This is a genomic window from Actinomadura sp. NTSP31 (assembly GCF_041951385.1).
GTDB classification, from domain to species: Bacteria; Actinomycetota; Actinomycetes; order Streptosporangiales; family Streptosporangiaceae; genus Spirillospora; species Spirillospora napierensis.
In genome coordinates, this window is record NZ_JBGNUT010000058.1 from 1 (window position 1) to 21,218 (window position 21,218).

The 21,218-nt window shown below is 70.3% G+C and carries 22 protein-coding genes and 1 pseudogene; 14 read left to right on the forward strand and 9 right to left on the reverse strand.

The genetic code is table 11. The annotated features are described in order from the left end of the window. Positions 1-317: ABC transporter ATP-binding protein (locus ACA514_RS47385; protein ID WP_375048117.1), on the forward strand; the 317-nt coding region annotated here is incomplete at its 5' end. A gap of 223 nt (positions 318-540) precedes the next feature. Here the strand turns inward: ACA514_RS47385 and ACA514_RS47390 are convergent. From ACA514_RS47390 to ACA514_RS47400, 3 genes are all read right to left on the reverse strand, one after another. Continuing rightward, positions 541-1,704 carry a sensor histidine kinase gene (locus tag ACA514_RS47390; protein ID WP_375048118.1) on the reverse strand — a complete coding sequence of 388 codons (1,164 nt, stop codon included), beginning with the start codon at positions 1,702-1,704 and terminating at the stop codon, positions 541-543. A gap of 174 nt (positions 1,705-1,878) precedes the next feature. After that, complete coding sequence (locus tag ACA514_RS47395; RefSeq protein ID WP_375048120.1) at positions 1,879-2,325, reverse strand: ester cyclase; 447 nt, start codon at positions 2,323-2,325, stop codon at positions 1,879-1,881. 489 nt (positions 2,326-2,814) lie between these two features. Continuing rightward, positions 2,815-3,573, reverse strand: coding sequence for an SDR family NAD(P)-dependent oxidoreductase (locus ACA514_RS47400; protein WP_375048121.1), 759 nt, complete (start codon positions 3,571-3,573; stop codon positions 2,815-2,817). 105 nt (positions 3,574-3,678) lie between these two features. Here ACA514_RS47400 and ACA514_RS47405 point away from each other — a divergent pair, with 105 nt between their 5' ends. The 8 genes from ACA514_RS47405 (at position 3,679) to ACA514_RS47440 (ending at position 10,135) form a co-directional block, all read left to right on the forward strand. Further along, positions 3,679-4,530, forward strand: coding sequence for a helix-turn-helix transcriptional regulator (locus tag ACA514_RS47405; RefSeq protein ID WP_375048122.1), 852 nt, complete (start codon positions 3,679-3,681; stop codon positions 4,528-4,530). A 12-nt stretch (positions 4,531-4,542) separates the two neighbouring features. After that, the gene (locus ACA514_RS47410) at positions 4,543-5,049 is read left to right on the forward strand and encodes a VOC family protein (protein ID WP_375048145.1); all 507 of its coding nucleotides are present in this window, start codon (positions 4,543-4,545) and stop codon (positions 5,047-5,049) included. Between the two features lie 30 nt (positions 5,050-5,079). Next, on the forward strand, positions 5,080-6,042 hold the full coding sequence (locus tag ACA514_RS47415) for a fumarylacetoacetate hydrolase family protein (RefSeq protein WP_375048123.1): 963 nt from the start codon (positions 5,080-5,082) through the stop codon (positions 6,040-6,042). Between the two features lie 49 nt (positions 6,043-6,091). Then, the gene (locus ACA514_RS47420) at positions 6,092-6,838 is read left to right on the forward strand and encodes an AMP-binding protein (RefSeq protein WP_375048124.1); all 747 of its coding nucleotides are present in this window, start codon (positions 6,092-6,094) and stop codon (positions 6,836-6,838) included. Beyond that, positions 6,802-7,404, forward strand: a complete 603-nt coding sequence (locus ACA514_RS47425; RefSeq protein ID WP_375048125.1) for a hypothetical protein — start codon at positions 6,802-6,804, stop codon at positions 7,402-7,404. Before ACA514_RS47420 ends, ACA514_RS47425 begins: the two co-directional genes overlap by 37 nt. A 217-nt stretch (positions 7,405-7,621) precedes the next feature. Further along, the gene (locus tag ACA514_RS47430; RefSeq protein WP_375048126.1) at positions 7,622-8,434 is read left to right on the forward strand and encodes an SDR family NAD(P)-dependent oxidoreductase; all 813 of its coding nucleotides are present in this window, start codon (positions 7,622-7,624) and stop codon (positions 8,432-8,434) included. A 44-nt stretch (positions 8,435-8,478) separates the two neighbouring features. Continuing rightward, on the forward strand, positions 8,479-9,126 hold the full coding sequence (locus tag ACA514_RS47435) for an FMN-dependent NADH-azoreductase (protein ID WP_375048127.1): 648 nt from the start codon (positions 8,479-8,481) through the stop codon (positions 9,124-9,126). Positions 9,127-9,223: 97 nt separating this feature from the next. After that, positions 9,224-10,135 (forward strand): LLM class flavin-dependent oxidoreductase, encoded by a 912-nt coding sequence (locus ACA514_RS47440; RefSeq protein WP_375048128.1) that lies wholly within the window; start codon positions 9,224-9,226, stop codon positions 10,133-10,135. Positions 10,136-10,270: 135 nt separating this feature from the next. On the opposite strand, the gene ACA514_RS47445 is transcribed toward ACA514_RS47440, so the two are convergent. Continuing rightward, positions 10,271-11,176: a LysR family transcriptional regulator gene (locus tag ACA514_RS47445; RefSeq protein WP_375048129.1), complete on the reverse strand. Its 906-nt coding sequence runs from the start codon at positions 11,174-11,176 to the stop codon at positions 10,271-10,273. Between the two features lie 88 nt (positions 11,177-11,264). Between ACA514_RS47445 and ACA514_RS47450 the strand changes: the two genes are divergently transcribed. Then, the gene (locus ACA514_RS47450; protein ID WP_375048130.1) at positions 11,265-11,711 is read left to right on the forward strand and encodes an ester cyclase; all 447 of its coding nucleotides are present in this window, start codon (positions 11,265-11,267) and stop codon (positions 11,709-11,711) included. A 107-nt stretch (positions 11,712-11,818) separates the two neighbouring features. On the opposite strand, the gene ACA514_RS47455 is transcribed toward ACA514_RS47450, so the two are convergent. Next, the gene (locus ACA514_RS47455) at positions 11,819-12,685 is read right to left on the reverse strand and encodes a helix-turn-helix domain-containing protein (protein ID WP_375048131.1); all 867 of its coding nucleotides are present in this window, start codon (positions 12,683-12,685) and stop codon (positions 11,819-11,821) included. Between the two features lie 186 nt (positions 12,686-12,871). Here ACA514_RS47455 and ACA514_RS47460 point away from each other — a divergent pair, with 186 nt between their 5' ends. Both ACA514_RS47460 and ACA514_RS47465 read left to right on the forward strand, forming a co-directional pair. Next, positions 12,872-13,765 (forward strand): SDR family oxidoreductase, encoded by an 894-nt coding sequence (locus ACA514_RS47460; protein ID WP_375048132.1) that lies wholly within the window; start codon positions 12,872-12,874, stop codon positions 13,763-13,765. Between the two features lie 180 nt (positions 13,766-13,945). After that, positions 13,946-14,218: a hypothetical protein gene (locus ACA514_RS47465; RefSeq protein WP_375048133.1), complete on the forward strand. Its 273-nt coding sequence runs from the start codon at positions 13,946-13,948 to the stop codon at positions 14,216-14,218. Positions 14,219-14,678: 460 nt separating this feature from the next. Here the strand turns inward: ACA514_RS47465 and ACA514_RS47470 are convergent, their stop codons facing one another. Further along, on the reverse strand, positions 14,679-16,094 hold the full coding sequence (locus ACA514_RS47470) for a DEAD/DEAH box helicase (RefSeq protein ID WP_375048135.1): 1,416 nt from the start codon (positions 16,092-16,094) through the stop codon (positions 14,679-14,681). A 336-nt stretch (positions 16,095-16,430) separates the two neighbouring features. Beyond that, positions 16,431-16,634, reverse strand: coding sequence for a cold-shock protein (locus ACA514_RS47475; RefSeq protein WP_089315009.1), 204 nt, complete (start codon positions 16,632-16,634; stop codon positions 16,431-16,433). 617 nt (positions 16,635-17,251) lie between these two features. On the opposite strand from ACA514_RS47475, the pseudogene ACA514_RS47480 reads away from it, so the two are divergent. Continuing rightward, a pseudogene (locus tag ACA514_RS47480) lies at positions 17,252-18,149 on the forward strand (transposase). A gap of 387 nt (positions 18,150-18,536) precedes the next feature. On the opposite strand, the gene ACA514_RS47485 reads toward ACA514_RS47480, so the two are convergent. Then, positions 18,537-18,677, reverse strand: coding sequence for a hypothetical protein (locus ACA514_RS47485; RefSeq protein WP_375048136.1), 141 nt, complete (start codon positions 18,675-18,677; stop codon positions 18,537-18,539). Between the two features lie 155 nt (positions 18,678-18,832). Continuing rightward, complete coding sequence (locus ACA514_RS47490) at positions 18,833-19,495, reverse strand: TetR/AcrR family transcriptional regulator (protein WP_375048137.1); 663 nt, start codon at positions 19,493-19,495, stop codon at positions 18,833-18,835. A 111-nt stretch (positions 19,496-19,606) separates the two neighbouring features. Between ACA514_RS47490 and ACA514_RS47495 the strand changes: the two genes are divergently transcribed. Continuing rightward, entirely contained in the window at positions 19,607-21,211 is a 1,605-nt protein-coding gene (locus ACA514_RS47495; RefSeq protein ID WP_375048138.1) for an MFS transporter, read from the forward strand. The last annotated feature ends 7 nt before the right edge of the window (positions 21,212-21,218 follow it).

Here is a 21,218-nt window from a genome sequence, read left to right on the forward strand (position 1 = left end):
GGCACCGGCCGAGCGAGCTGTCCGGCGGCCAGCAGCAGCGGGTGGCGTGCGCGCGGGCGCTGGTCGCCCGCCCGGAGGTGATCTTCGCCGACGAGCCGACCGGCAACCTGGACTCGCGCGCCGGCGCCGAGGTGCTCGGCTTCCTGCGCGCCTCGGTCCGCGAGATGGGCCAGACGATCGTGATGGTCACCCACGACCCGGTCGCGGCCTCGTACGCCGACCGGGTGGTGTTCCTGCGGGACGGGCGAACCGTCAGCGAGATCCTGCGACCGACGCCGGACACCGTGCTCGACCGGCTCAAGAGCCTGGGGGGCTGAGCCATGCTGAAGACGACGCTGCGGGGCCTGCTGGCCCACAAGGTGCGGCTGCCGTCCTGCCGTCCTGCCGGCCCGCCGCGCCGCGAAGACGTCCATCGTCGAGTCCATCGCGGCCGACTGAACGCGCGCGGCCGGCCGCCTTCGCGGTCGACGCACCCCCGGGACCCGTACCGCACGGGCCGCCGGGGGTTCGCCGTTCACATCCCGCTCAGTTTCGTCCCGGTCAGGCGCGGGCCTCCTCGTGTATCGGGATCCTGGCGCGCACCGTGAAGCCGCCGCCCGGACGCGGCCCGGCCTCGACGTCGCCGCCGTACACCGCGACGCGCTCCCGCATGCCCACCAGCCCGTGCCCGCGCCCGTCGGTGATCGTCGCGGCGCCCCGCCCGTCGTCGCTGACCTCGATCTCCACCGCGTCGTCGAAGTAGTGCAACCCGACCTTCGCGGTGACCTTGGCGCCGCCGTGCTTGAGGGTGTTGGTCAGCGCCTCCTGCACGATGCGGAACACCGTCAGCTGCCGCCCCTCCGACATCTCCACCGGCACGCCGTCGATCTCCAGCGAGACCGGCAGCCCGGACGAGCGAAGCTGGCCCACCAGCTCCGACAGCTGCGCCACCCCCGGCTGCGGCGCGTACGACCCGCCGGTATCGCTCTCGCGCAGCACCCCCAGCATCCGCCGCATCTCGGCCAGCGCCTGCCGTCCGGTCGAGGAGATCGTCTCCATCGCCCGCTTGGCCCGCCCCGGATCGCTCTCGATCGCAAAGGACGCGCCGTCGGACTGCACCACGATCACGCTCACGTTGTGCGCCACGACATCGTGCAGTTCCCGGGCGATGCGGGCGCGCTCACCGGCCATCGCCATCTGCACCTCGGTGTCGCGCTCGCGCTCCAGCCGCGCCGCGCGCTCCTCCAGCGACGCCAGATACGCCCGCCTCGTGCGCATGTAAAGCCCGAGCAGCCACACCCCCGCGACGCACACCGAGACCATCCACCAGCTCGCGAGCTGGTCACGGAACCCCGAGGCGTACCGGAACGCCAGTATCCCGGCCCCCATCTCCGTCACCAGCCCCGCCGCGACCCCCCACCACAGCGAGGACCCCGCGGCCAGGGTGTACATGCACATCAAGATCCCCAGATCCGGCGCCATCGGGACCTGGTTCACCACCACCTGCAGAAGCGCGACCAGCGCCACCGCGGCGTACGCCGTGCGCGGCCGGGTCCGCCGCAACACCAGCGGCGCCAGGAGCCCGATGGCAAGGAACCAGGCGACCAGCGAGTCGGGCGGCTCGCTGATCGGCTCCAGGACCGTCATCAGGAGCACCGGCACCGCGAAGACGGCGTCGACGAGCCACGTCCTGCGCCGGTACCGGTCCCAAACCTGTCGGATCACATGGTCAGCGTAGAGCGGGCAGCGCGGCATGACCGGACTTCTCCCGGTTCCCCCGGACACAGGCCCCCGATTGGACGCGGTATTCAGTTTGGCATTGACGCTCGCCGGCCCCACGCTCGCGCCGCCGGTGGCCGCACCCCCTGCTGCACGGCCCGGCCGCCTCTTGTCGTCCGGCTACTTCCCTTCGCCGCCCAACTGGCGCAGGAAAGCGCGGTTGTCGGTGCGCACCCATTCCTCGATGAGGCGGCCTTGGTCGTCGAAGCGGAAGATGTTGATCAGGCCGAAGACGACGCGTTCGCCGTTGGGCGGCAGCGGGCCGGCCGGCGACTGGGTGAACTCCCGGACGAAGGTGCCCTCGATCCAGGTCTGGCAGGCCATGTGGTCGCCCTCGGCGACGACGATGCCGCGTCGGATCGACCGGTCGTCGAAGGCGGCGCGCACCGACGCGAAATAGGCATCGAGCCCGGCGAAGTCGGATTCGAAGCCGTCGGGGCGGTGGAAGCAGAAGTTGTCGGTGTCGAAGTAGGTCGCGCCCTCGGCCGGGTCCTCGCCCGACACCTCCAGTTCGCCGGCGCGGACCAGGCGCGCCACCAGTTCGTCCCAGGTGAATTGCTTTGTCATGACCGCCAAAGGTGCTCGTCCTGTCCGAGGGCGGCGGGTAATGCGGTCGCGGTGAGCGGGCGCGACGGCGGCCCAGGGGAGTGCCGCTGATCAATTACGCCGGATGCGTTATAGGCCTATTCAATGACCTTCGACGAGGCCCGCACCAGATCGCGGCCCCGCACGTTCGGTCTTCGTAAGGACTGCTGCTACTGGAGTGATCGAGTCGTCACCTTCCCCCCCGCAGGCCGGGACGCCCTGCGTGTGTGATCACCGAGAAGGATGCCCGCGCCGACCGGTTCACTGGTCGCGGAGAGCGCTGGCCCAGATCGCGTGCACCGCCGAGGCTGTCCCCGGCATCAGCGGCCTCAGGCTCTGGAGCGCTCTAGACGCGAACCGGATCGGCTGGGCCCCGTGCACAGCGCCGACTACCGCGACCCGCACTGACCGGCCGGGATCGTGCCGCGAAACAACCGGAGGACCGGGGCGGGGCGGCGGGGCATCGGCAGTTCAGGCTCGGGCCCCGCCGTCGACTCGCAGGACTGTGCCGGTCACGTAGGAGGAGCGGTCGCTGAGCAGCCAGGCGGCGGCCTGCGCGATTTCCAGCGGGTCGGCCGCGCGGCGCAGCGGGGTGTGCGCCGTGAGCCGCTCCCGGAGGCCGGGTGATTCCCTTTCCCAGGTAGTGATCATTTCGGTCGCCGTGTTGCCGGGAGCGATGGCGTTGACGCGGATGCCCTCCGGGCCGTAGGTGACGGCGGCCGACTCGGTGAGGCTGTTGACCGCCCGCTTCATCGCTCCGTACGCGGGCAGCTCGGGGTTTCCCATCAGGCTGCCGACGGAGGAGTTGTTGACGATCGCGCCTTTCCCGGCGGTGGCCCGGATGGCGGCGACCTCGGCGACCATGGCCAGCCAGACGCCCTTGAGATTCACGTCGTAGATGTAGTCGAAATCGGCCTCCGGCATCTGGTCCATCGGACCGGGGCGCTGAATGGCCGCGCCATTGTTGAAGGCGATGTCGAGCCGGCCGTACAGGCTCACGGTGCGGTCGACGGCGGCACGCACGCCAGCCGGATCGGCCAGGTCGCATACCGTGTACTCCGCGGTGCCGCCTGACGCCCGGATCTCCTCGGTCACCGCCTTCAGTTGGGCCTCCGTCCGGGCGGCGAGAAGCATGCGAGCGCCCTCGCGGGCGAACAGCCGAGCCGCGGCGGCGCCGATGCCGCGTCCCGCACCGGTGACGAAGGCGACCTTGTCGTCCAGCAGTCCCAAGGCGGCAGGTGTGTTCTTCATGGGGCAAGCCTGCAGTTTCGTGAGCGGCTTATTCAGGTACCGCCAGTGCCTGGATGTGGTCCGCACACGGGTCACACTGGACGTGTGGACCGACGAGAATTGGCCGGCTTCCTGCGTAGCAGGCGCGAGCGGATCACCCCCGCCGACGTCGGGATCCCCGCCGGCCGGCGCCGCCGCACCCCGGGCCTGCGCCGCGAGGAGGTGGCGCAGCTGGCGTACATCTCGACCGAGTACTACACGCGGCTGGAGCAGGCCCGGGCGCCGCACCCGTCGAACGAGGTGCTGGCCGGACTGGCCCGGGCACTGCGCCTGTCGGACGCCGAGCGCGACCACCTCCACCACCTCGCCGGAGCCCCGCCGCTCCCGTCGGCCAGGCTCTCGCGCGACGTACGGCAGAGCATCCTTGACCTGCTGCACCGGCTCCCGCAGACCGCGGCGACCGTAACGTCCGCGACCTTCGAGATCCTCGCCTGGAACGACCTGGCCGCGGCCCTCATGGAGGACTTCTCCGCCCTCCCGCGGCGCGACCGCAATCTCGTCCGCCGCGTCTTCCTCGGGCCGCACACGGACGGGCAGCGGCTGTACGGAGTGTCGGACGCGGACGCGTTCGCCCGCACCGCGACCCAGCGCCTGCGCGCCACCGCCGCCCGCTACCCCGACGAGCCGGAAGTGGCCGAGCTGGTGGCCGAACTCCTCGACGGAAGCGAAGACTTCGCCCGCCTGTGGGAGTCACACGACGTGTCCGCCGAGCCCACCCAGTGCAAGACCTTCCAGCACCCGCTGGTCGGCCCGGTCACCGTCAACTGCGACGTCCTCGACATCACCGACCGCGACCAGCAGCTCGTCATCTATACCGCCGCCCCGGGCTCGCCCTCCGAGGAGGCGCTACGGCTGCTGTCGGTCATCGGCACGCAGCGCATGGACGTCAGCCGTTAAGCCGCGCCCCCTCTGCGCGCGGACCCCTCGGCTACAGGCGCTGGCGGTCGCCAGGAGGCGCAGCAGGGACGGGAGCACGCGGTCGTCGGCGCCGTGGGCCACATCGCCATGGACGTGGAGACCCTGGAGGAAGTGGTCGCACTCCGGGACCGCATCCGCAGCCGCGGCATCCAGGTGATCGGCCCCATCGACCACGGCTGGTGGAAGTCGATCTACTTCGCCGGCCCGGACGACATCAACCTTGAGATCACCACCGGCGGCGACATCAAGCCGGAGAACTGGGTGCTCCCCGAGGTGGTCGAGCTGTGCGGAATCTCCCCCGAGGAACTCGAAAGGCTCCAGAACCCCGTTCCTTTCGACGCCTCCCAGGGGCCCGTGGCGCAGCCCCCTTACGACCCGTCCAAACCGCATATGGAGCCGCTCGATGTCGAGCTCTACGCCAAGGGGCTGGAGATGACCGACGAGGAGGTCTGGGAGACGTTCAGCTACACGAAGCCGCCGGTCCCCGACGAACAGTAGGCCCACGGAGGGAAAGGCCGGTCGACGAGAATGGAGATCGAAGTGAAAGTAGCAGCGGTTCGTGACGCCTCGGGGCAGGAGTACACGTGCCAGGTCCTGGGGGACGAACTGTTCCCCCTGACCGGCGTCAGCGTTCTCGATGTCCTGGCGATGGACGTCGACCAGCGCGGGGCCCTCGCGGTCCGGGCGCGCGACCACCGCCCGCTGCGGCTCGCGGACGTGCGGCTGCTTCCCCCGGTCGCCCCACCGGCGGTCCGCGACTTCATGACCTACCAGCATCACTTCGAGGGCGCCACAAATGTCGTCCTGCCCGGCGAGCGGGCCGCCGTCCCGTCGGTGTGGTACGAGATCCCGACCTTCTACTTCAGCAACCCCCATGCGGTGGTGGGCGCGAACGCCGATGTGGAGTTCCCGCCGCTTTGCGAGTCCCTCGACTTCGAATTGGAACTCGCCGTCGTACTCAGGAGCGGCGGGAAGAACCTCAGCCATGGCGAGGCGTGGAACGCCATCGGCGGCTACACCATCTTCAACGACTGGTCGGCCCGCGACCTGCAGTCCCATGAGATGCAAGGAGGGATCGGCCCGGCGAAGGGGAAGGACGCTGCCTCGACGCTCGGTCCCTGGATCACCACGGCCGACGAGATGGACCGGTATCGGATCGAAGACCGCATCGACATCACGATGGAAGTGCAGATCAATGGCCGCACCGCGGGAAAGACCTCGTCGCGTGAGTCGTCGTGGTCGTTCGCGGACCTGATCGTCTATGCGTCACGTGGTGCCCATGTGGGAGCGGGCGACGTCATCGCCGCAGGTACCTGCCCGGGCGGAAGTCTCCTCGATATCTGGGGGCAGTCGGGCGACCAGGACCCGCCGCCGCTCAAGCCGGGGGACGTGGTGACGATGACGGCCGAGGGGATCGGCACTATCTCCAACACGTTGAAGCCCGCCTCGTCGCACTACGAGATTCCTCCTGCGCGGCGCTTTCATCGATAGGCCGTGAGCGCGTTCACCGTTCATGAAGTCGTCGGGGGAGGAGGAGGGCATGTCGGGTCGCCAGGGGATCTCCGAGGGCGAGCTGCTGTGGGAGCCGTCGGCGGAGGTCGCCGCCAATGCGCGAGTGGCCCGTTTCGTCGGCTGGCTCGGCGAGCGCGGCGTGCCCATCGGCTCCTATGAGGACCTGTGGCGCTGGTCGGTCACGGACGTGGACGCCTTCTGGGAAACGATCTGGACCTATTTCGAGGTGGTCGGCGAGCGCGGGGACGGCCCGGTCCGCGAAGGCGGCCCCACGCCGGTGGACGGGCTGCGCTGGTTCCCGAGCGCGACGCTCAACTATGCCGCCAACGCGCTGCGCCACGCCCAGGCCGACCCGGACGGCACCGCGGTGGTCTTCCGTTCCGAGTCGGGCGAGCACCGCGCGCTCGGCGGGCGGGAACTGTGCCTTCAGGTCGCGGCGGTACGCACCGGGCTCGCCGGGTTGGGCGTCGGCAAGGGCGACCGGGTCGCGGCCTACCTGCCCAGCATCCCCGAGGCGCTGATCTGCTTCCTGGCCACCGCGTCGCTGGGTGCGGTCTGGTCGTCCTGCTCGCCGGACTTCGGCTCGTCCTCGGTCGTCGACCGGTTCGCGCAGATCGAGCCCAAGGTCCTGCTCGCCGTGGACGGGGCGGCACCGACGTGTGCACCGGCCTTGTCGGGCCGTGCCCGCTGCTGCCGCTGTCCGCGGGAGTCATCCAGTGCCGCGGCCTGGGCGCGAAGGTGGAGGCGTTCGGTGACGACGGCAAGCCCGTGGTAGACGAGGTCGGCGAGCTGGTCATCACCGAGCCGATGCCGTCCATGCCGGTGTCCTTCTGGAACGACGAGGACGGCGAGCGCTACCGCGAGTCCTACTTCGACATGTATCCGGGCGTGTGGCGGCACGGCGACTGGATCAAGATCCTCCCGGACGGCGGCTGCGTCATCTACGGCCGCTCCGACTCGACCCTCAACCGCGGCGGCGTCCGCATGGGGACCTCCGACTTCTACCGGGTCGTCGAGGCGTTCGACGAGATCGCCGACAGCCTCGTCATCGACACGGGTCGGCTCGGGCAGGAGGGGCGGCTGCTGCTGTACGTCCAACTCGCCCCCGGCGCCGAGCTGACCGGCGAGCTGGTGGCGGCGCTGCGGCGCGAGCTGCGTGCGGCGCAGTCCCCCCGGCATGTCCCCGACGAGATCCGCCAGGTGCCGGGTGTTCCTCGCACGCTGTCCGGGAAGAAGCTGGAGGTCCCGGTGCGCAAGATCCTCCTGGGCGCCCCGGTCGAGCAGGCGGCCAACCCCGGCTCGATGGCCAATCCCGAGGTCCTTCCGCACTTCGTCCCCTGAGCCGCCACCGGGCGGCGCTCGGCCGCTCCGGTGCCGGTGACCCACCTCACAGCGGCTGCTGGAATTTGTCTGCGCAGGCAGCTTGTTTGGTCTGGTGTCGGGTTCTGGAGATCACGTGCTCCGCGCAGAGCCCCGCAAGGGACGGCAGTCGTGGGGGACCGGGAAGCCGCGGCACAGGGCGGCTGCCCTCGGTGCCCAGTGAGGAGTGTGATTCACGATGCCAAGGCCATTGGCGGACAGGCCCATCGACCGTTTCCGGCTCGACGGCCGGACCGTTGTCGTCACCGGTGGCGCGTCAGGTCTCGGGCAGACCTTCGCCGAGGCGCTGGCCGATGCCGGCGCCCGCGTCGCCGTGTTCGACCGCGACCCCATGGACGAGACCGCCGAACTGCTCGGCGACCGCGGCCTGACGGTCCACGCCGACCTGACCGATCCGGACCAGGTCCGGGCGGCCGTCGACAGGACGCTCGAATGGAGCGACGGCGAGGTCGACGCCTTGGTGAACAACGCCGGGATCGCCTCGGTGCTCGGGAAGGTGGACGAGGTCACCGTCGAGGATTTCGACCGCGTCCTGTCGGTCAACCTGCGCAGCATGTTCCTGACCACCAAGGCGCTGCTGCCCGCGCTGATCGACAGCGGTCGCGGGTCGGTCATCAACTTCAGCTCCTACCTCGGCCTGGTCGGGCTGTACCCGGACTTCCCGGTGACGGCGGTCCCGTACGCCAGCAGCAAGGCGGGGGTCGTCGGCTTCACCCGCCAGCTGGCCGTCGAGTACGGCCGCGACCAGATCCGCGCCAACGTCGTCGCGCCCGGCTGGCATCCCGCCACCAACCTCGCCAGGGAGTACTCCAAGAAGCTCGACCAGGCCGGTATCGATCGGCTGCTGGAGTGGATGCCGACCTCGGTGCCGATGGGCCGCGTCGGCGACAAGAAGGAGATCGCCGGGCTGGTCCTCTACCTCGCCAGCGACGCCTCCACCTATCTCACCGGCCAGGTGATCGCCCATGACGGCGGCATCACCGCGGCCTGACGTAGCTGCACAGACAATTGATTTAGGGATAGGGAGATCTGAGCATGGCACGGCTACTCCACATCGACTCCAGCGTCCAGGGCGACGGCTCGGTCAGCCGGCGGCTCACCGCCCGCGCCGCCGGCATCTGGCGTGCCGCCCACCCCGGGGGCAGCGTCGTCTACCGCGACCTTGGGGCCGACCCGGTTCCGCATCTCGACAGCGTCGGCGGCATCAGCAGGCTGGTGCCGCGTGACCAGCACACCGACGCGCAGGCCGCATCCTGGGCACTGACCGAGGAACTCGTCGGCGAGGTGACCGCCGCCGACACGATCCTGCTCGGGCTGCCGCTGTACAACTACGGTGTTCCCAGCGCGGTGAAGGCGTGGGTCGACCATCTGATCGCGCCCGGCCTGTCCTACCACCCCGACACCATGGCGGGCCTGCTGGGCGGCCGTGACTTCGTCGCGATCGTCTCGCGGGGCGGCGGCTACGGCGAGGGCACGCCGAAGGAGGGCTGGGACCACGCGACCGCCTGGCTGCCGCACGGCCTGGCCATGACGGGCCTGGAGCCGCGGTTCATCACCGCCGAGCTCACGCTCGCCCAGCACAACCCCGCGATGTCAAGCCTCGTCCCGCTGGCCGAAGAGAGCCGCCGGCAGGCCGAGGCCGCCATCGACAAGCTCTGGCCTCTGGCGGTGACCGGCGTCTGACCTGGACGCGGCCTTCGCTTGGCCCCGTGCACCCCACGATGGACCCGGTGGCCGTTAGGGCGGGCACCGGGTCCTGGTCGGAAAGGATGAGGAGAACATGCCTGATTACCAGCACGATCTATTGTTCGGGGCGTTGCTCACCCCCTCCAGCGCGGCTCCGCAGCAGCTGGTGGAGGTCACGCGGACGGCCGAGGCGGCGGGCCTGGACCTGGCGGCCTTCCAGGACCACCCCTACCAGCCGGGCTTCCTCGACACCTGGACGCTGCTGTCGTATTTGGCGGCACGTACTGATCGGATCCATTTGGCGCCCAGCGTGGCCAACCTCCCGCTGCGCCCGCCCGCGGTGCTGGCCCGGGCGGCGGCGAGCCTGGACCTGCTGTCCGGCGGGCGGTTCGAGTTGGCGCTGGGCGCCGGCGCCTTCTGGGACGCCATCGCGGCCATGGGCGGGCGCCGGCTATCGGGCGGCCAGGCGCTGACCGCCGTGAGCGAGGCCCTCGACATCATCCGCGGCCTCTGGGACGCGGACAACAGGGAGCGGCTCGCAGTGGACGGCACCCACTACCAGGTGAAAGGAGCCAGGCGCGGGCCAGCTCCCGCGCACGACATTCCCATCTGGCTGGGTGTGCTCGGGCCCCGCGCGCTGCGCCTGGCAGGCGCCAAGGCCGACGGCTGGATGCCCTCGGACTACTACATGAGCGGCCCGGCCGACCTGACCCGGGGCAATGCGATCATCGACGAGGCGGCCGAGGAGGCCGGGCGTTCACCGCGGGAGATCCGCCGGTTGCTCAACATCACCGGGAGCTTCGGCCAGGGGCGCGGCGAGCGGACGCTGTCGGGTCCTCCGGGACGGTGGGCCGAGCAACTGGCCGCGATGACCTTCGAGTACGGGACGAGCGCCTACGTCCTCGCCGCCGACGACCCGAAGGCGCTGCTGGAATGGGGAGACGTGGCCGCCGCGACGCGCGAGCTGGTCGCCCGCGAGCGGTCGGCCGCATCCGGAACCCGATGATCGACCACGGGGATCGGCCCCCTGCGTCCTGTCGCCTCCGCTGCCGTCGGGGGAGGGGGCGGTTCCCGGCGTGCTCGATGCCCGGGGCCCGTTGCGGGGAACGGGTCCTGTGCGCGTGCCTGCGTGGCAACGACCTCAGGCGTCGTGGAGATCGGTGGCTTGGTCCTGCAGGGCCGTGACCATCGCCTGGGCCTGCGCGGACGGGTGTGGCCGGGTCACGGCGAGGGTCGCGCGGCCGGTCCAGTGGCTGTCGGTGACGGCTACCGCCCGCACGCCCGCCGGCAGGGCCGGTCGGGCCTGGGTGGGGATGACGGTGATCCCGAGGCCCGCGGCGACCAGGCCGAGGCGTGTCGACCAGTTGCGCGAGGTGTGGGCGACGTGGGGGTCTGTCAGGGTGGGCCAGGCTCCGAATTGGGGCTCGCCGGCCGCGCCGTCCCCGGTGATCCAGTGTTCTTGTGCCAGGTCCGGCGCGGTGACGGTGGTGTGGTCGGCGAACCGGTGGGTGTCGGGGACGGCGACCAGGAGGTCACCTTGAAGTACGGCAGTGTGCCGCAGCTCGCTCAGGTCGTAGTCGGGCAGGCCGTGGCCGACGCCGATGACCGCGATGTCCAGGCGGCCGGCTCGGAGCCGCCGGAGCAGGGTCGGGGTCGCGGCCTCGTCCAGGACCACGGCGAGCCCTGGATGGCCGGAGGTCACCTGCGCCATCGCCCGCGGGACCAGCGCCATGGCGGCGGTGGGGTAGGCGCCGATCGTCAGGCGGCCGGCGAGCCCGTCGCGGAGGCCGGCGAGTTCCAGTTCGGTCGCTGCCAGGTCGGCGAGGATCTCGCTCGCGCGGCGGACGAGCACCTGGCCGGCCGGGGTGAGTGCCACGCCGCGGTGGCTGCGGTCGAACAGCGGTGCTTCGGCCGCGGCCTCCATCGCCGCGATCTGGCGGGAGACGGCCGATTGGGTGTAGCCGAGGATTTCGGCGGCCCGGGTGAAGGATCCTGCGGTGGCGACTTGGTGAACGATGCGCAGACCGGTGAGGGTGAACTCGGCCATGGCCGGAAATCTACCATGCGTTCAGGTCATGGAATCGGTGCGAATCCATCGTTGGACAGCATGGCTCGGGGAGAGGCACGCTGGAGTCATGACGAAGCAATTCACTCGCGACGAACTGGTGGCGCGCCTGGTCCGCGCCGGCGAGCTGGAGGTGTCGGGCGAGGATCTGGCCGAGGCCGCCACCTACTTCGACACCGACGACTTCCGCTTCCACGGGCCGGACGGCTTCGAGTCCGGTTTCGCCGGGCTCAGCGACTATTTCGCGTCGGTCCGCGAGGCCTTCGCCGACCGGTCGATCCGACGCGGCATCGTCGTCGCCGAGGGCGACCACATGGCCTGCCAGACCTGGATCGAGGGCACCTTCGTGCGCGAGTTCACCCAGTCGCCGGCCGGTCCGCTGCCGCCCAACGGCGAACGTGTCGTGTTCGACCTGATCAACATCTTCCGTTTCGACGACCAGGGCCGTCTCGTCGAGGAATGGGTGCGCACCGACAACCGCGCTTTCCTGCGCCAGTTGGGTGCCGCTGGAAAGTAGCCGGACCTCCACCGTGGTAGGCGGCAGGACGGTCTCGCTGGTTCGAGGTCACCGGCGGGAGCCGCGAGTAGCTGCGGGGCGCGCGGGTCCTGGCGGCGTCACCGGTTTCACAGCGTGGATGTGGTCTCGGCGGCGAGGGAGCCCAGGAGGCGGAGTCGTTCGGCGGTCGCCGACCCGGGCTGGGCGGTGTAGATGATGAGCGTCAGGCCGGGTTCGGCGGTGACGGCGAGTTCCTCGTGGTCGAGGACGAGTTCTCCGACTTCGGGGTGGTGGAAGCGTTTGGTGCCGGCGCCGAGGACGTGCACGTCGTGGGCGCCCCACAGCGTGCGGAACGTGTCGCTGTGGGTGGAGAGCTCGCCGACGAGGTCTTGCAGGCCGCGGTCGTGGGGGTCGCGTCCGGCCTCGGCGCGGATCATCGCCACGCTCATCTGCGCGAAGCGGTCCCAGTCGGGATAGAAGTCGTTGGAGGCGGGGTCGAGGAAGAGGAACCGCGCCAGGTTCGGGACGCGTCCGGCGTCGCCGATCAGCGGTGCGTAGAACACCCGGCCCAGAGCGTTGACGGCCAAGACGTCCATCCGGGGGTTGCGGACGAAGGCGACGGCGTCGGTGATCGCCTCCAGCGTCCAGGCGAGAGCGGGGCGCATGGCGGCCGGCCTGGTGGCGCGGCGGCGCCGCCGTCCGGAGGCGGGGATGCCGTCGGCGGCGCGGGCCAGGTCGAACAGGTGCGCGCGTTCGGCGTCGTCGAGGTGCAGGGTGTCGGCGATGGCGTTCAGGACGGCGGCGGACGCGCCGCGGATGGCGCCCCGTTCGAGCCGCGCGTAGTACTCCACGCTCACGCCGGCGAGCATCGCGACCTCGCTGCGGCGCAGGCCGGGCACCCGCCGGCCCGCCCCGGCGGGCAGCCCCGCCTGGGCGGGGGTGACCTTGGCGCGCCGCGACATGAGGAACTCGCGCACCTCGTGACGGTTATCCATGAACCGAGAGTACGTCGGCCCCGCAGCGCCGAGGGGTGCCCTGTCAGGGCACGTCACACCGGTGACTCCCGCGGACGCCGCCGCCGGTGTCTTCTGGACCGGCACGATCCAGCGAGCGCCGCCAAGGTGCTGCTCAACGTCTGACCGGCCCATGGCTCCGACCAACAACAGAGAGGTGGAGACGGCATGCGCGTCTTCGTCACGGGAGCGTCCGGATTCATCGGCCGCGCGGTCCTCGCCGAGCTGATCGCCGCAGGTCACGAGGTCGTCGGGATGGCCCGGTCCGGTGCGGCGGTGTCGGTCGTCGCCGGGCTCGGCGCCATCGCCCGCCGCGGCGACCTCGACGATCTGGACTCCGTCCGCACCGGCGCCAAGGACGCCGACGCCGTCGTCCACCTGGCCAACAAGCACGACTGGGAAGACCCCGCCGCGTCCGACCGCGCCGAGCGCGCGGCCGTCCACGCGATCGCCGAGACCCTCGCCGGCTCCGGCCGGCCGTTCCTGCTCGCCGCCGCCCTGGGCGGGTTCGCCCTCGGCCGGCCCGTTACCGAACGCGACCCCAACCCCGCGGTCGGACCGGACTCCCTGCGCGGGGGCGCCGAGAACCTCGCCCTCGGATATGCCGACCGCGGCGTCCGCACGGTCAGTGTCCGGTTCGCCCCGAGCGTGCACGGCGAGGGCGACCGCCAGTTCGTGTCGATCATCGCGAGGGCGGCCGAGAGCGACGGGGTCGTGCGCTATCCGGGCGAGGGGGCGAACCGGTGGCCGGCCGTGCACCGGGCCGACGCCGCCCGGCTCGTGCGCCTCGGCCTGGAGAGCGCGCCGGCCGGGAGCGTCCTGCACGCCGTCGCGGAGGAGGGGGTGCCGGTCCGGCGGATCGCCGAGGCCCTGGCCGCCCGGCTGGGCCTGCGCACCGAGTCCGTTCCGGCCGGCGAACTCGCCTCCGCCCTTCCGTTCGTCGGACGGATCCTGGCCATGGACATCCCCGCCTCCAGCCGGATCACCCGCGATCTGCTCGGCTGGGCCCCCACCGGCCCGACGCTCCTGGAGGACATCACCGCAGGTCGCTACGACATCTGAAGGATGCGCGGTGCCAGCAGGTTCTCGAGTCTGGCCGTCAGAATTCCACGCATGTTCACGTCGCCGAGTTGGCGCGGCTCGGACGGACGATGCCGCCCCGGCGGTCGCCCGGTTGATCAACTTGGACGTCCTGTCCGACGCCTCGCCGCTGCATGCTGTGCCGCTCGGAAACTCGGCTTCGTGCTGCGACGTGGGGTTTCGCTGCAGGACCAATGCCGTGGCTGGGACCATCTCGAGGTGTTGGCGCTGATCTACCGGTTGCTCAGGTGCCTGCTCGGCTTGCTGGTGATGCTGCTTCGGTCGGACTTGTCCATGGAGGTCGAACTCCTGGTGCTGTGTCGGGAGAATCAGGTGCTGCGTGGGCAGGTGCGTGGCCGACCACAGCGCGTTCACCTCGACCGGCTTCTGGTTGGTGGCGTTGTCCCGGCTGGTTCACCGCCGCCGGTGGGCTGAAGTCTTCCCGGTCACCTCGGCCACGATCCTGCGTTGGCACCGCCGCCTGGCCGCCCGGAAGTGGGCCCTGCACTGACCGGTGTCGGCCGGGACGGCCGCCTACCGGCGTTTCGATCAAGACGCTGGCGATGGTGCTCAGCGAGTATCTGATCCACTACAACCAGCACCGGCCGGACCAGTCCCGGCAGCAGCGCCCACCGGACATCGAAACGCAACCGATCCGGGACGCTCCCGGGCCCGTCGACCTGCGCCGCATCCGCCGAAAACGCGTCGTCAAAGGCGTGATCAGTGAACCTTTTTCATCCGTCTGGGCGGACGCCGATCACAGCGTGATCGCGATGCGGGCTTTCGGCGGGTGGCGTGAAGAAACCCCTGGTAGACGGGTTGATCACCACAATCACCGCGTCCGAACCAGGGCGCGACGCCCCGCGGTGAAGTCCCGCGAGCGTCGACCGGTTGTCTATCTGCCGGCGCGCTCGGTCGTCGCGAATCGCTGGGAGCGGCGGTTTCGCGCGGGACGGCGGTTACGCCCGGCTCCGCTGTCACGCCGTCCTTCGGAGGCCGGAGCGGAGATGGTGATGGGGATACCGGAGGGCGGTCGGGCACCGGTGATGCGGTTGAGTTCGGGGTCACCGGACCGCACCCGCGCAGAGTGCGGCGTGATGCCGGCCGTCACCATCATCCGGTCCATCTCATGGCGCTGCCTGGGCAGTACCAGGGTGACCACGGTGCCGGACTCGCCCGCGCGAGCAGTGCGGCCGCCTCGGTGCAGGTAGTCCTTGTGGTCGTTGGGCGGGTCGACGTTGACGACCAGATCCAGTCCATCGACATGGATGCCGCGCGCGGCCACGTTCGTGGCGACCAGGACGGAGACGTCTCCGTTGCGGAACTGCTCCAGAGTGCGGTTGCGCTGCGGCTGCGACTTGCCCCCGTGCAGTGCCGCAGCGCGTACGCCGCTGTTCAGGAGGTTGCGGGTCAGCCGGTCGGCGGCATGCTTCATGTCGACGAACATGATGACGCGGCCGTCGCGGGCGGCGATGTGCGTGGTGGCATCCTGCTTGTCCGCATCCGTGACGTGCAGCAGGTGGTGCTCCATGGTGGTCACCGCTCCCGCCGACGGATCGACCGAGTGGACGACCGGGTCGGTGAGGAAGCGCCGGACCAGACGGTCGACATTGCGATCCAGCGTCGCGGAGAACAGCATCCGCTGACCGCCCGGGGCGACCTGGTCGAGCAGGGCGGTGACCTGCGGCAGGAAACCCATGTCGGCCATTTGGTCCGCCTCGTCCAAGACGGTGGTGCGTACGTGCTCCAGGCTGCAGGCGCCCCGGTTGATCAGGTCCTTGAGCCGTCCCGGGGTGGCGACCAGGATCTCCGCGCCGCGGTGGAGGGCGGCGGCCTGCCGGGAGATCGATACGCCGCCGACAACGGTGGCCGACCGAAGCTTGACCGACTGGGCGTAGGGCATGAGGGCGTCGGTGACCTGCACGGCCAGTTCCCGAGTCGGGACGAGTACCAGGGCCAGCGGCTTACGCGGCTCGGCGCGCCGACCGGCGCTACGGGCGAGCATCGCCAGGCCGAAGGCGAGGGTCTTTCCCGAGCCGGTACGTCCACGGCCGAGGACATCGCGGCCGTTCAACGCGTCCGGAAGCGTCGAGGCCTGGATGGCGAACGGCTCCGCCATCCCCTGTCGGGTCAATGTGGACAGCAGGGCCGCCGGCATTTCCAACTCGGCGAACGACGCGGCCGGGGGCAGCGGCGGCGTGGAACTGACGGGAAGCGCGAAGTCGTTCTGCCGCCGGGCGGCCGGTTGGCGCGAGGCACTGGTAGGCGAGTGAGAGAAGCGACGTTGAGACGGACGGGTGCCATGGGTCATGTGCAAGCCTTCCTTGAAGTGGCGCGTTTCGAGGAAGACTCCGCAGCCCGTGGCCGGAGCGATCGCAAGAACGAACCAAAGTGAGCCGCGAAGCAACGCCGAAGCCGAAAAGGGCGTCGCGTGATACCGCGGAAGGCGGCTGAAGGACGGGCTCTGGGCTGAGCGGTGTGCAGCCGAGAACCCGCAGCCGAGTACTTGGGGGAGCCGTATGGCGGAACGCCGCAGAAGGGCTACGCCCCTGAAGGATCAGACGTACGCCTCGACAGGAAGATCGTTTCCTGCCGGCAGGCGGGGTGCCGGGCTCAGGTGTGGGCCCGGCACCGCACTGTTCGGTTCTCAGGCGGGAACGATGTTCTCCGCCTGCAGGCCCTTCTGGCCCTGCGTGATGTCGAACTGGACCTTCTGGCCCTCCTGGAGCTCACGGAAGCCCTGAGCGGCGATGTTGGAGTAGTGCGCGAAGACGTCGCTGCCGCCGCCGTCCTGCTCGATGAAGCCGAAGCCCTTTTCCGCGTTGAACCACTTCACGGTGCCAGTAGTCATATTCGTCCCTTCCGAAAGGCAATGACGGAGCCCACACTCTGCGAGCCACGCGTCGCCGTAATGACCCCATCCGGACGGACTACCGGGGAAACAAAAAATGCGCCTGAGGTGAGTACCAGCAGGCGCACATAAGCTTATGGGAACCACAACTGCAACTACTGCCACGTTACCACCGGTGGGTGGATCAGGCAACATGCCGGGCGGTGTCCGGCCGACGTGCTCTACTGGCTCGCCGTCCGATCGGAGCCAGCTGACCAGCTAGGTCGTCCAGGGCGTGGCGGATCGCGGTGCGCTCGGGCCCTGCGGGAAGGGCGCGGCGGGCGGTGTGCAGGGCGCGGGCGACGGCGGCCTGCCCGACCTCGAGGAAGGTGCGGCCGCGGCCGCTCCGGTTCCGCGAGCCGGTCACGGCGGCTCGGCGGACACCTCAACTCAGACCTCAGACCGACACCGGCGTGGAACGCTGAGTCGGCTATCTGCCCCACCCGATGAGCCTCGAGGTCAGGTCCGGCTGGAGTAGCCGGCGGCTCTCCCACTGGCAAGCGCCGAGCTGATCACTGTGTAGGGACAGGTCGGCGTGGTCGTCTGTGGGAGTGGTGACCGCGACGGACGGGAGCACGATGCGCCAGATCTGGGCCGGGATCGACGCCGGGAAGACCCACCACCAGTGCATGGTGATCGACCCCGACGGCAAACGACTGCTGTCGCGCCACGTCGCTAACGAGGAACCCGGCCTGCTGCTCTTGATCGGCGACGTGCTGGAGTTCGGCGAAGCGACCCGGGCGGTGGACCTGGGCGACGGCGGCGCGGCCCTGGTCATCGCGTTGCTGGTCGAACACGACCAGGCACTGCTGTACATTCCCGGCCGCGCCGTCGATCGCGGATTGGGTGCCTACCGAGGCCAGAGCAAGACCGATGCCCGGGAGGCGAACATCGCTGACCAGGCCCGAATGCGCCGGGACCTGAGCCAGCTGCGGCCCGGTGATGAGATCACCGTCGAGCTGAAGCTGCTGACCGCCCGCCGCGCCCGCTCGTGCACACCATGGCTGTGATCGCCCTCAATGAGCAGATCAAGGACGTCGAGCATCTGATCGGGGGCCGATTTCGCCAGCACGAACTCGCCGAGGTGATCAACAGCCTGCCCGGCCTCGGAACCATCCTGGGCGCGGAGTTCCTGGCCGTCACCGGGGGCGACATGGACGCCTTCGGCACCCCCGACCGGCTCGCCGACTTCGCGGGCCTGGCCCGGCTCCCTGGGGCTCCGGGCGCAGCCGCGGCAACCTGCACCGCCCCGTCCGTTACCACCGCGGGCAGCAAGGTGTCTTCTACCGGTCCGCGCTGATCAGCCTCCACACCTGCACCGGATCCCGGCGGTTCTACGACCGCAAGCGCGCCAAGGGCAAGCACCTCACCCAGGCCGTCCTGGCCCTCGCCCGCCGCCGCGTCAACGTGCTGTGGGCGCTGCTGCGGAACCGGCGCCTCTACCAACCATCCCCGCCGGTCGTCACCGCAGCCTGACCCGTCCCGAGACGCATCAGGGCCACTTGACAACTTCATTGGGAATCATCCGTGAAGTTGGTGCCGCGGCTACCACTACATGGCCACATCCGCTGCCAGCCTGCGGCGATGCCACAAGCGTCCGATTATCGGCAAGCCTGACCAGCGCCGTCCTGACGGACCGAAATGATCAAGGTACCTAGTACTAGGCGGCGCGGGCGGTGGTGGGGACGGGGTGGCCGTACGGCCCGATCACCGGTCGCTGCCGGACAACGTCGACCTCGTGCAGTCCGTCGCGGTCCCGGCCTGCGCCCCGCAGGCGGCTGCCAGGAGGTGACGCCACCGTCGGCCCCTGCCCCGGCGATCGAAAACGGGGGCGGGAGGCCGGGACGGGACTGTGGCGTCGCGTCAGTTCTTGGTGAGGGTACCGGCGCTGAGGGAGAATTCTCCGTTTCGCGGATCGGCGCCGGCCATCACGGTCGCCTGCCGGTGTCCGTCGCTTGCGATGGCCCAGTAGCGCAGCGTCGTGCCGGTGGCCGCAGTGGTCATACAGGTCTGGACGGCGGGGTCGAGGTGTGCGGTGTTGCCTCGGGTCAGGAGCGTCCAGGTGCAGCCGTCGGAGGTGCGGGCGGTGATCCGGTTGTCGTAGTCGCCGGTGATGGTGATGAGTCCTTGCTCGGGAACCTGGGTTGTGCGGTCGGGCGTTAGCGGCTCAGGTGGACCATGGCCGCGTAGAGCTGTTCGCCGGTCAGCGGGGGTTCCGGCAGTTCGTGCCGGTTGGCGGCCCGGAACGCGTCGATCATGAGGTGCAGGTTGCGCCGCCAGGCGTGCGGTGCGGTGTGGCTGGTGGCTTCGAGGATGCGGCCGTTCGCCCAGACGAGGGTGATGATGTCGGCCTCGATGATGTCCGTGCGCACGTGGCCGTGCTGCTGGGCTCGGCGCAGGTTCGCCTCGATGAGCTGGTACAGCCGCTCGTGCATGGCCTCGGTGCGGTCGCTGGCGGGGAAGCGCATCGAGACGAGGTCGTTGAACCCGCGGTCGCCGGCCTGCATTGCGAACAGCGATTCGAGGAAGGCGCGGAAGCCCTCCCACGGGTCGTCCATGGCCAGGGTGTTCTCGGCGGTCTCGACGAACTCCTGCAGCTTCGGTTCGAAGGCGGCCATGAGCAGGTCGATGCGCGTCGGGAAGTGCCGATAGAGCGTGCCGATCGCCAGGCCGACGTCGCGGGCGATCTGTTCCAGGGAGGCGTCGGCGCCGTGCTCGGCGAACGCGGCCTGGGCGGCGGCGATGAAGCGCTCGCGGTTGCGCTGTGCGTCGCGGCGCCGCGGCCGGGCGGGCACGCCGGAGGGTTCAGCGGGCGGCGGCATGCTCCGAGGATACTTATGTGAGGCACCCCTCAGGTTAGTGTTAGGGTGGGAACGAACCTGAGAGGGGCCTCACCATAGGCGCCGCTCGACCACCCGAACCCGGAGCACCCCATGAGCGTCCCGGACCACCTGAACCCCGCCGGCGCGGCCGACCCTGCCGTCGGCCCTCCCGCCGGAGCGCCCGCCCACCCCGATCCGCACCATGAACACCGGTGGCTGATCCTCGGAGTGGTCCTGGTCGCGCAGATCATGATCTTGCTCGACTCCACCGTGGTGAACGTCGCGCTTCCCTCGGCCCAGCGCGCCCTGGGCTTCTCCGACCCCACCCGAGAGTGGATCATCACCGCCTACGTCCTGGCGTTCGGCAGCCTGCTGCCGCTCGGCGGCCGCCTCGCCGACCTCTTCGGGCGGAAACGGATGTTCCTGATCGGCCTGGCCGGCTTCGCCGCCGCCTCGGCCGCCGGCGGCGCGGCCCCGAACGTCGGCACGCTCATCGGCGCCCGCGCGTTCCAGGGCGGTTTCGCGGCGGCGCTCGCACCCGCCGCGCTGTCGCTGATCGCGGTCACCTTCACCGACCTGAAGGAGCTCAACAAGGCCTACGGGATCTTCGGCGCCGTGTCCGGAAGCGCCGGCGCGCTCGGCCTGCTGCTGGGCGGCGTCCTCACCGACTACGTCGACTGGCGATGGTGCATGTACGTCAACATCGCCTTCGCCGCCGCCGGCATCGCCGGGGGCCTGGCCCTGCTGACCAACTCCCGCACCCCGGACAGGCCGCGGCTGAGCGTTCCGGGCACCCTCCTCGGCTCGGCCGGGCTGTTCGGGCTCGTGTTCGGCAGCGCTAGGGCCGAGACCGACGGCTGGGGCGCGACCGTCACGATCACCTCGCTGGCGGCCGGCGCCCTCCTGCTGGTCGCGTTCGCGATCTTCCAGAAGTACGACTCCTACCCCCTGGTCCCGCTGCACGTGGTCGGTGACCGCAACCGGGGCGCGGCCTACCTCGCCCAAGCCCTGGGCTACTTCGCCCTGTTCGCGGTGTTCCTGTTCCTGACCTACTACTTCCAGGGAGTCCTGGGGTACTCCCCGGTCAAGACGGGACTCGCGTTCCTGCCGCTCCCCATCGCGATCGGCTTCGCAGCCACCACCACCCAGGGGCGACTGCTCGAACACCTGTCCATGCGCGGCATCGTCGCCACCGGCCTCACCGTGTCGGCGATCGGCTCCGTCCTCCTCGCCCAGGCGGGCGCCACCTCCGGCTACGCGTCCTGGGTCCTGCCGGGTCTGGTCCTGGTCGGCGCGGGGATCGGCTCTGCCCTCGTGGTGTCCATCGCGATCGGGCAGCAGGGCGTCGCACCCGAGGACGCCGGCACTGCCGGCGCGATCAACAACGTCAGCCAGCAGATCGGCTCCGCGATCGGCGTCGCGCTGATCAGCACTTTCGCCGCCACCGCCACCAGCCGCTACCTCCACCACCACCCGGCGGGGCCGGCGACCACGGTCCGAGCCACCGTCCACGGCTTCGCCGTGGGCTACTGGTGGGCCGCCGCGGTGTTCTTCGCCGCCGCCGTCATCTGCGGCGCGCTCATCCGGCCCAGGACCTTCATGCACGACACCGCAGCCATCCCGCAACTCGACGACCCCACCACGACAAAGGTCCAGGCCGCGCCGTCGCTCGAGCGCGGCACCGAACCGCTCGAAGGCAGAACGTCGAGCGGCTGAACCAGCG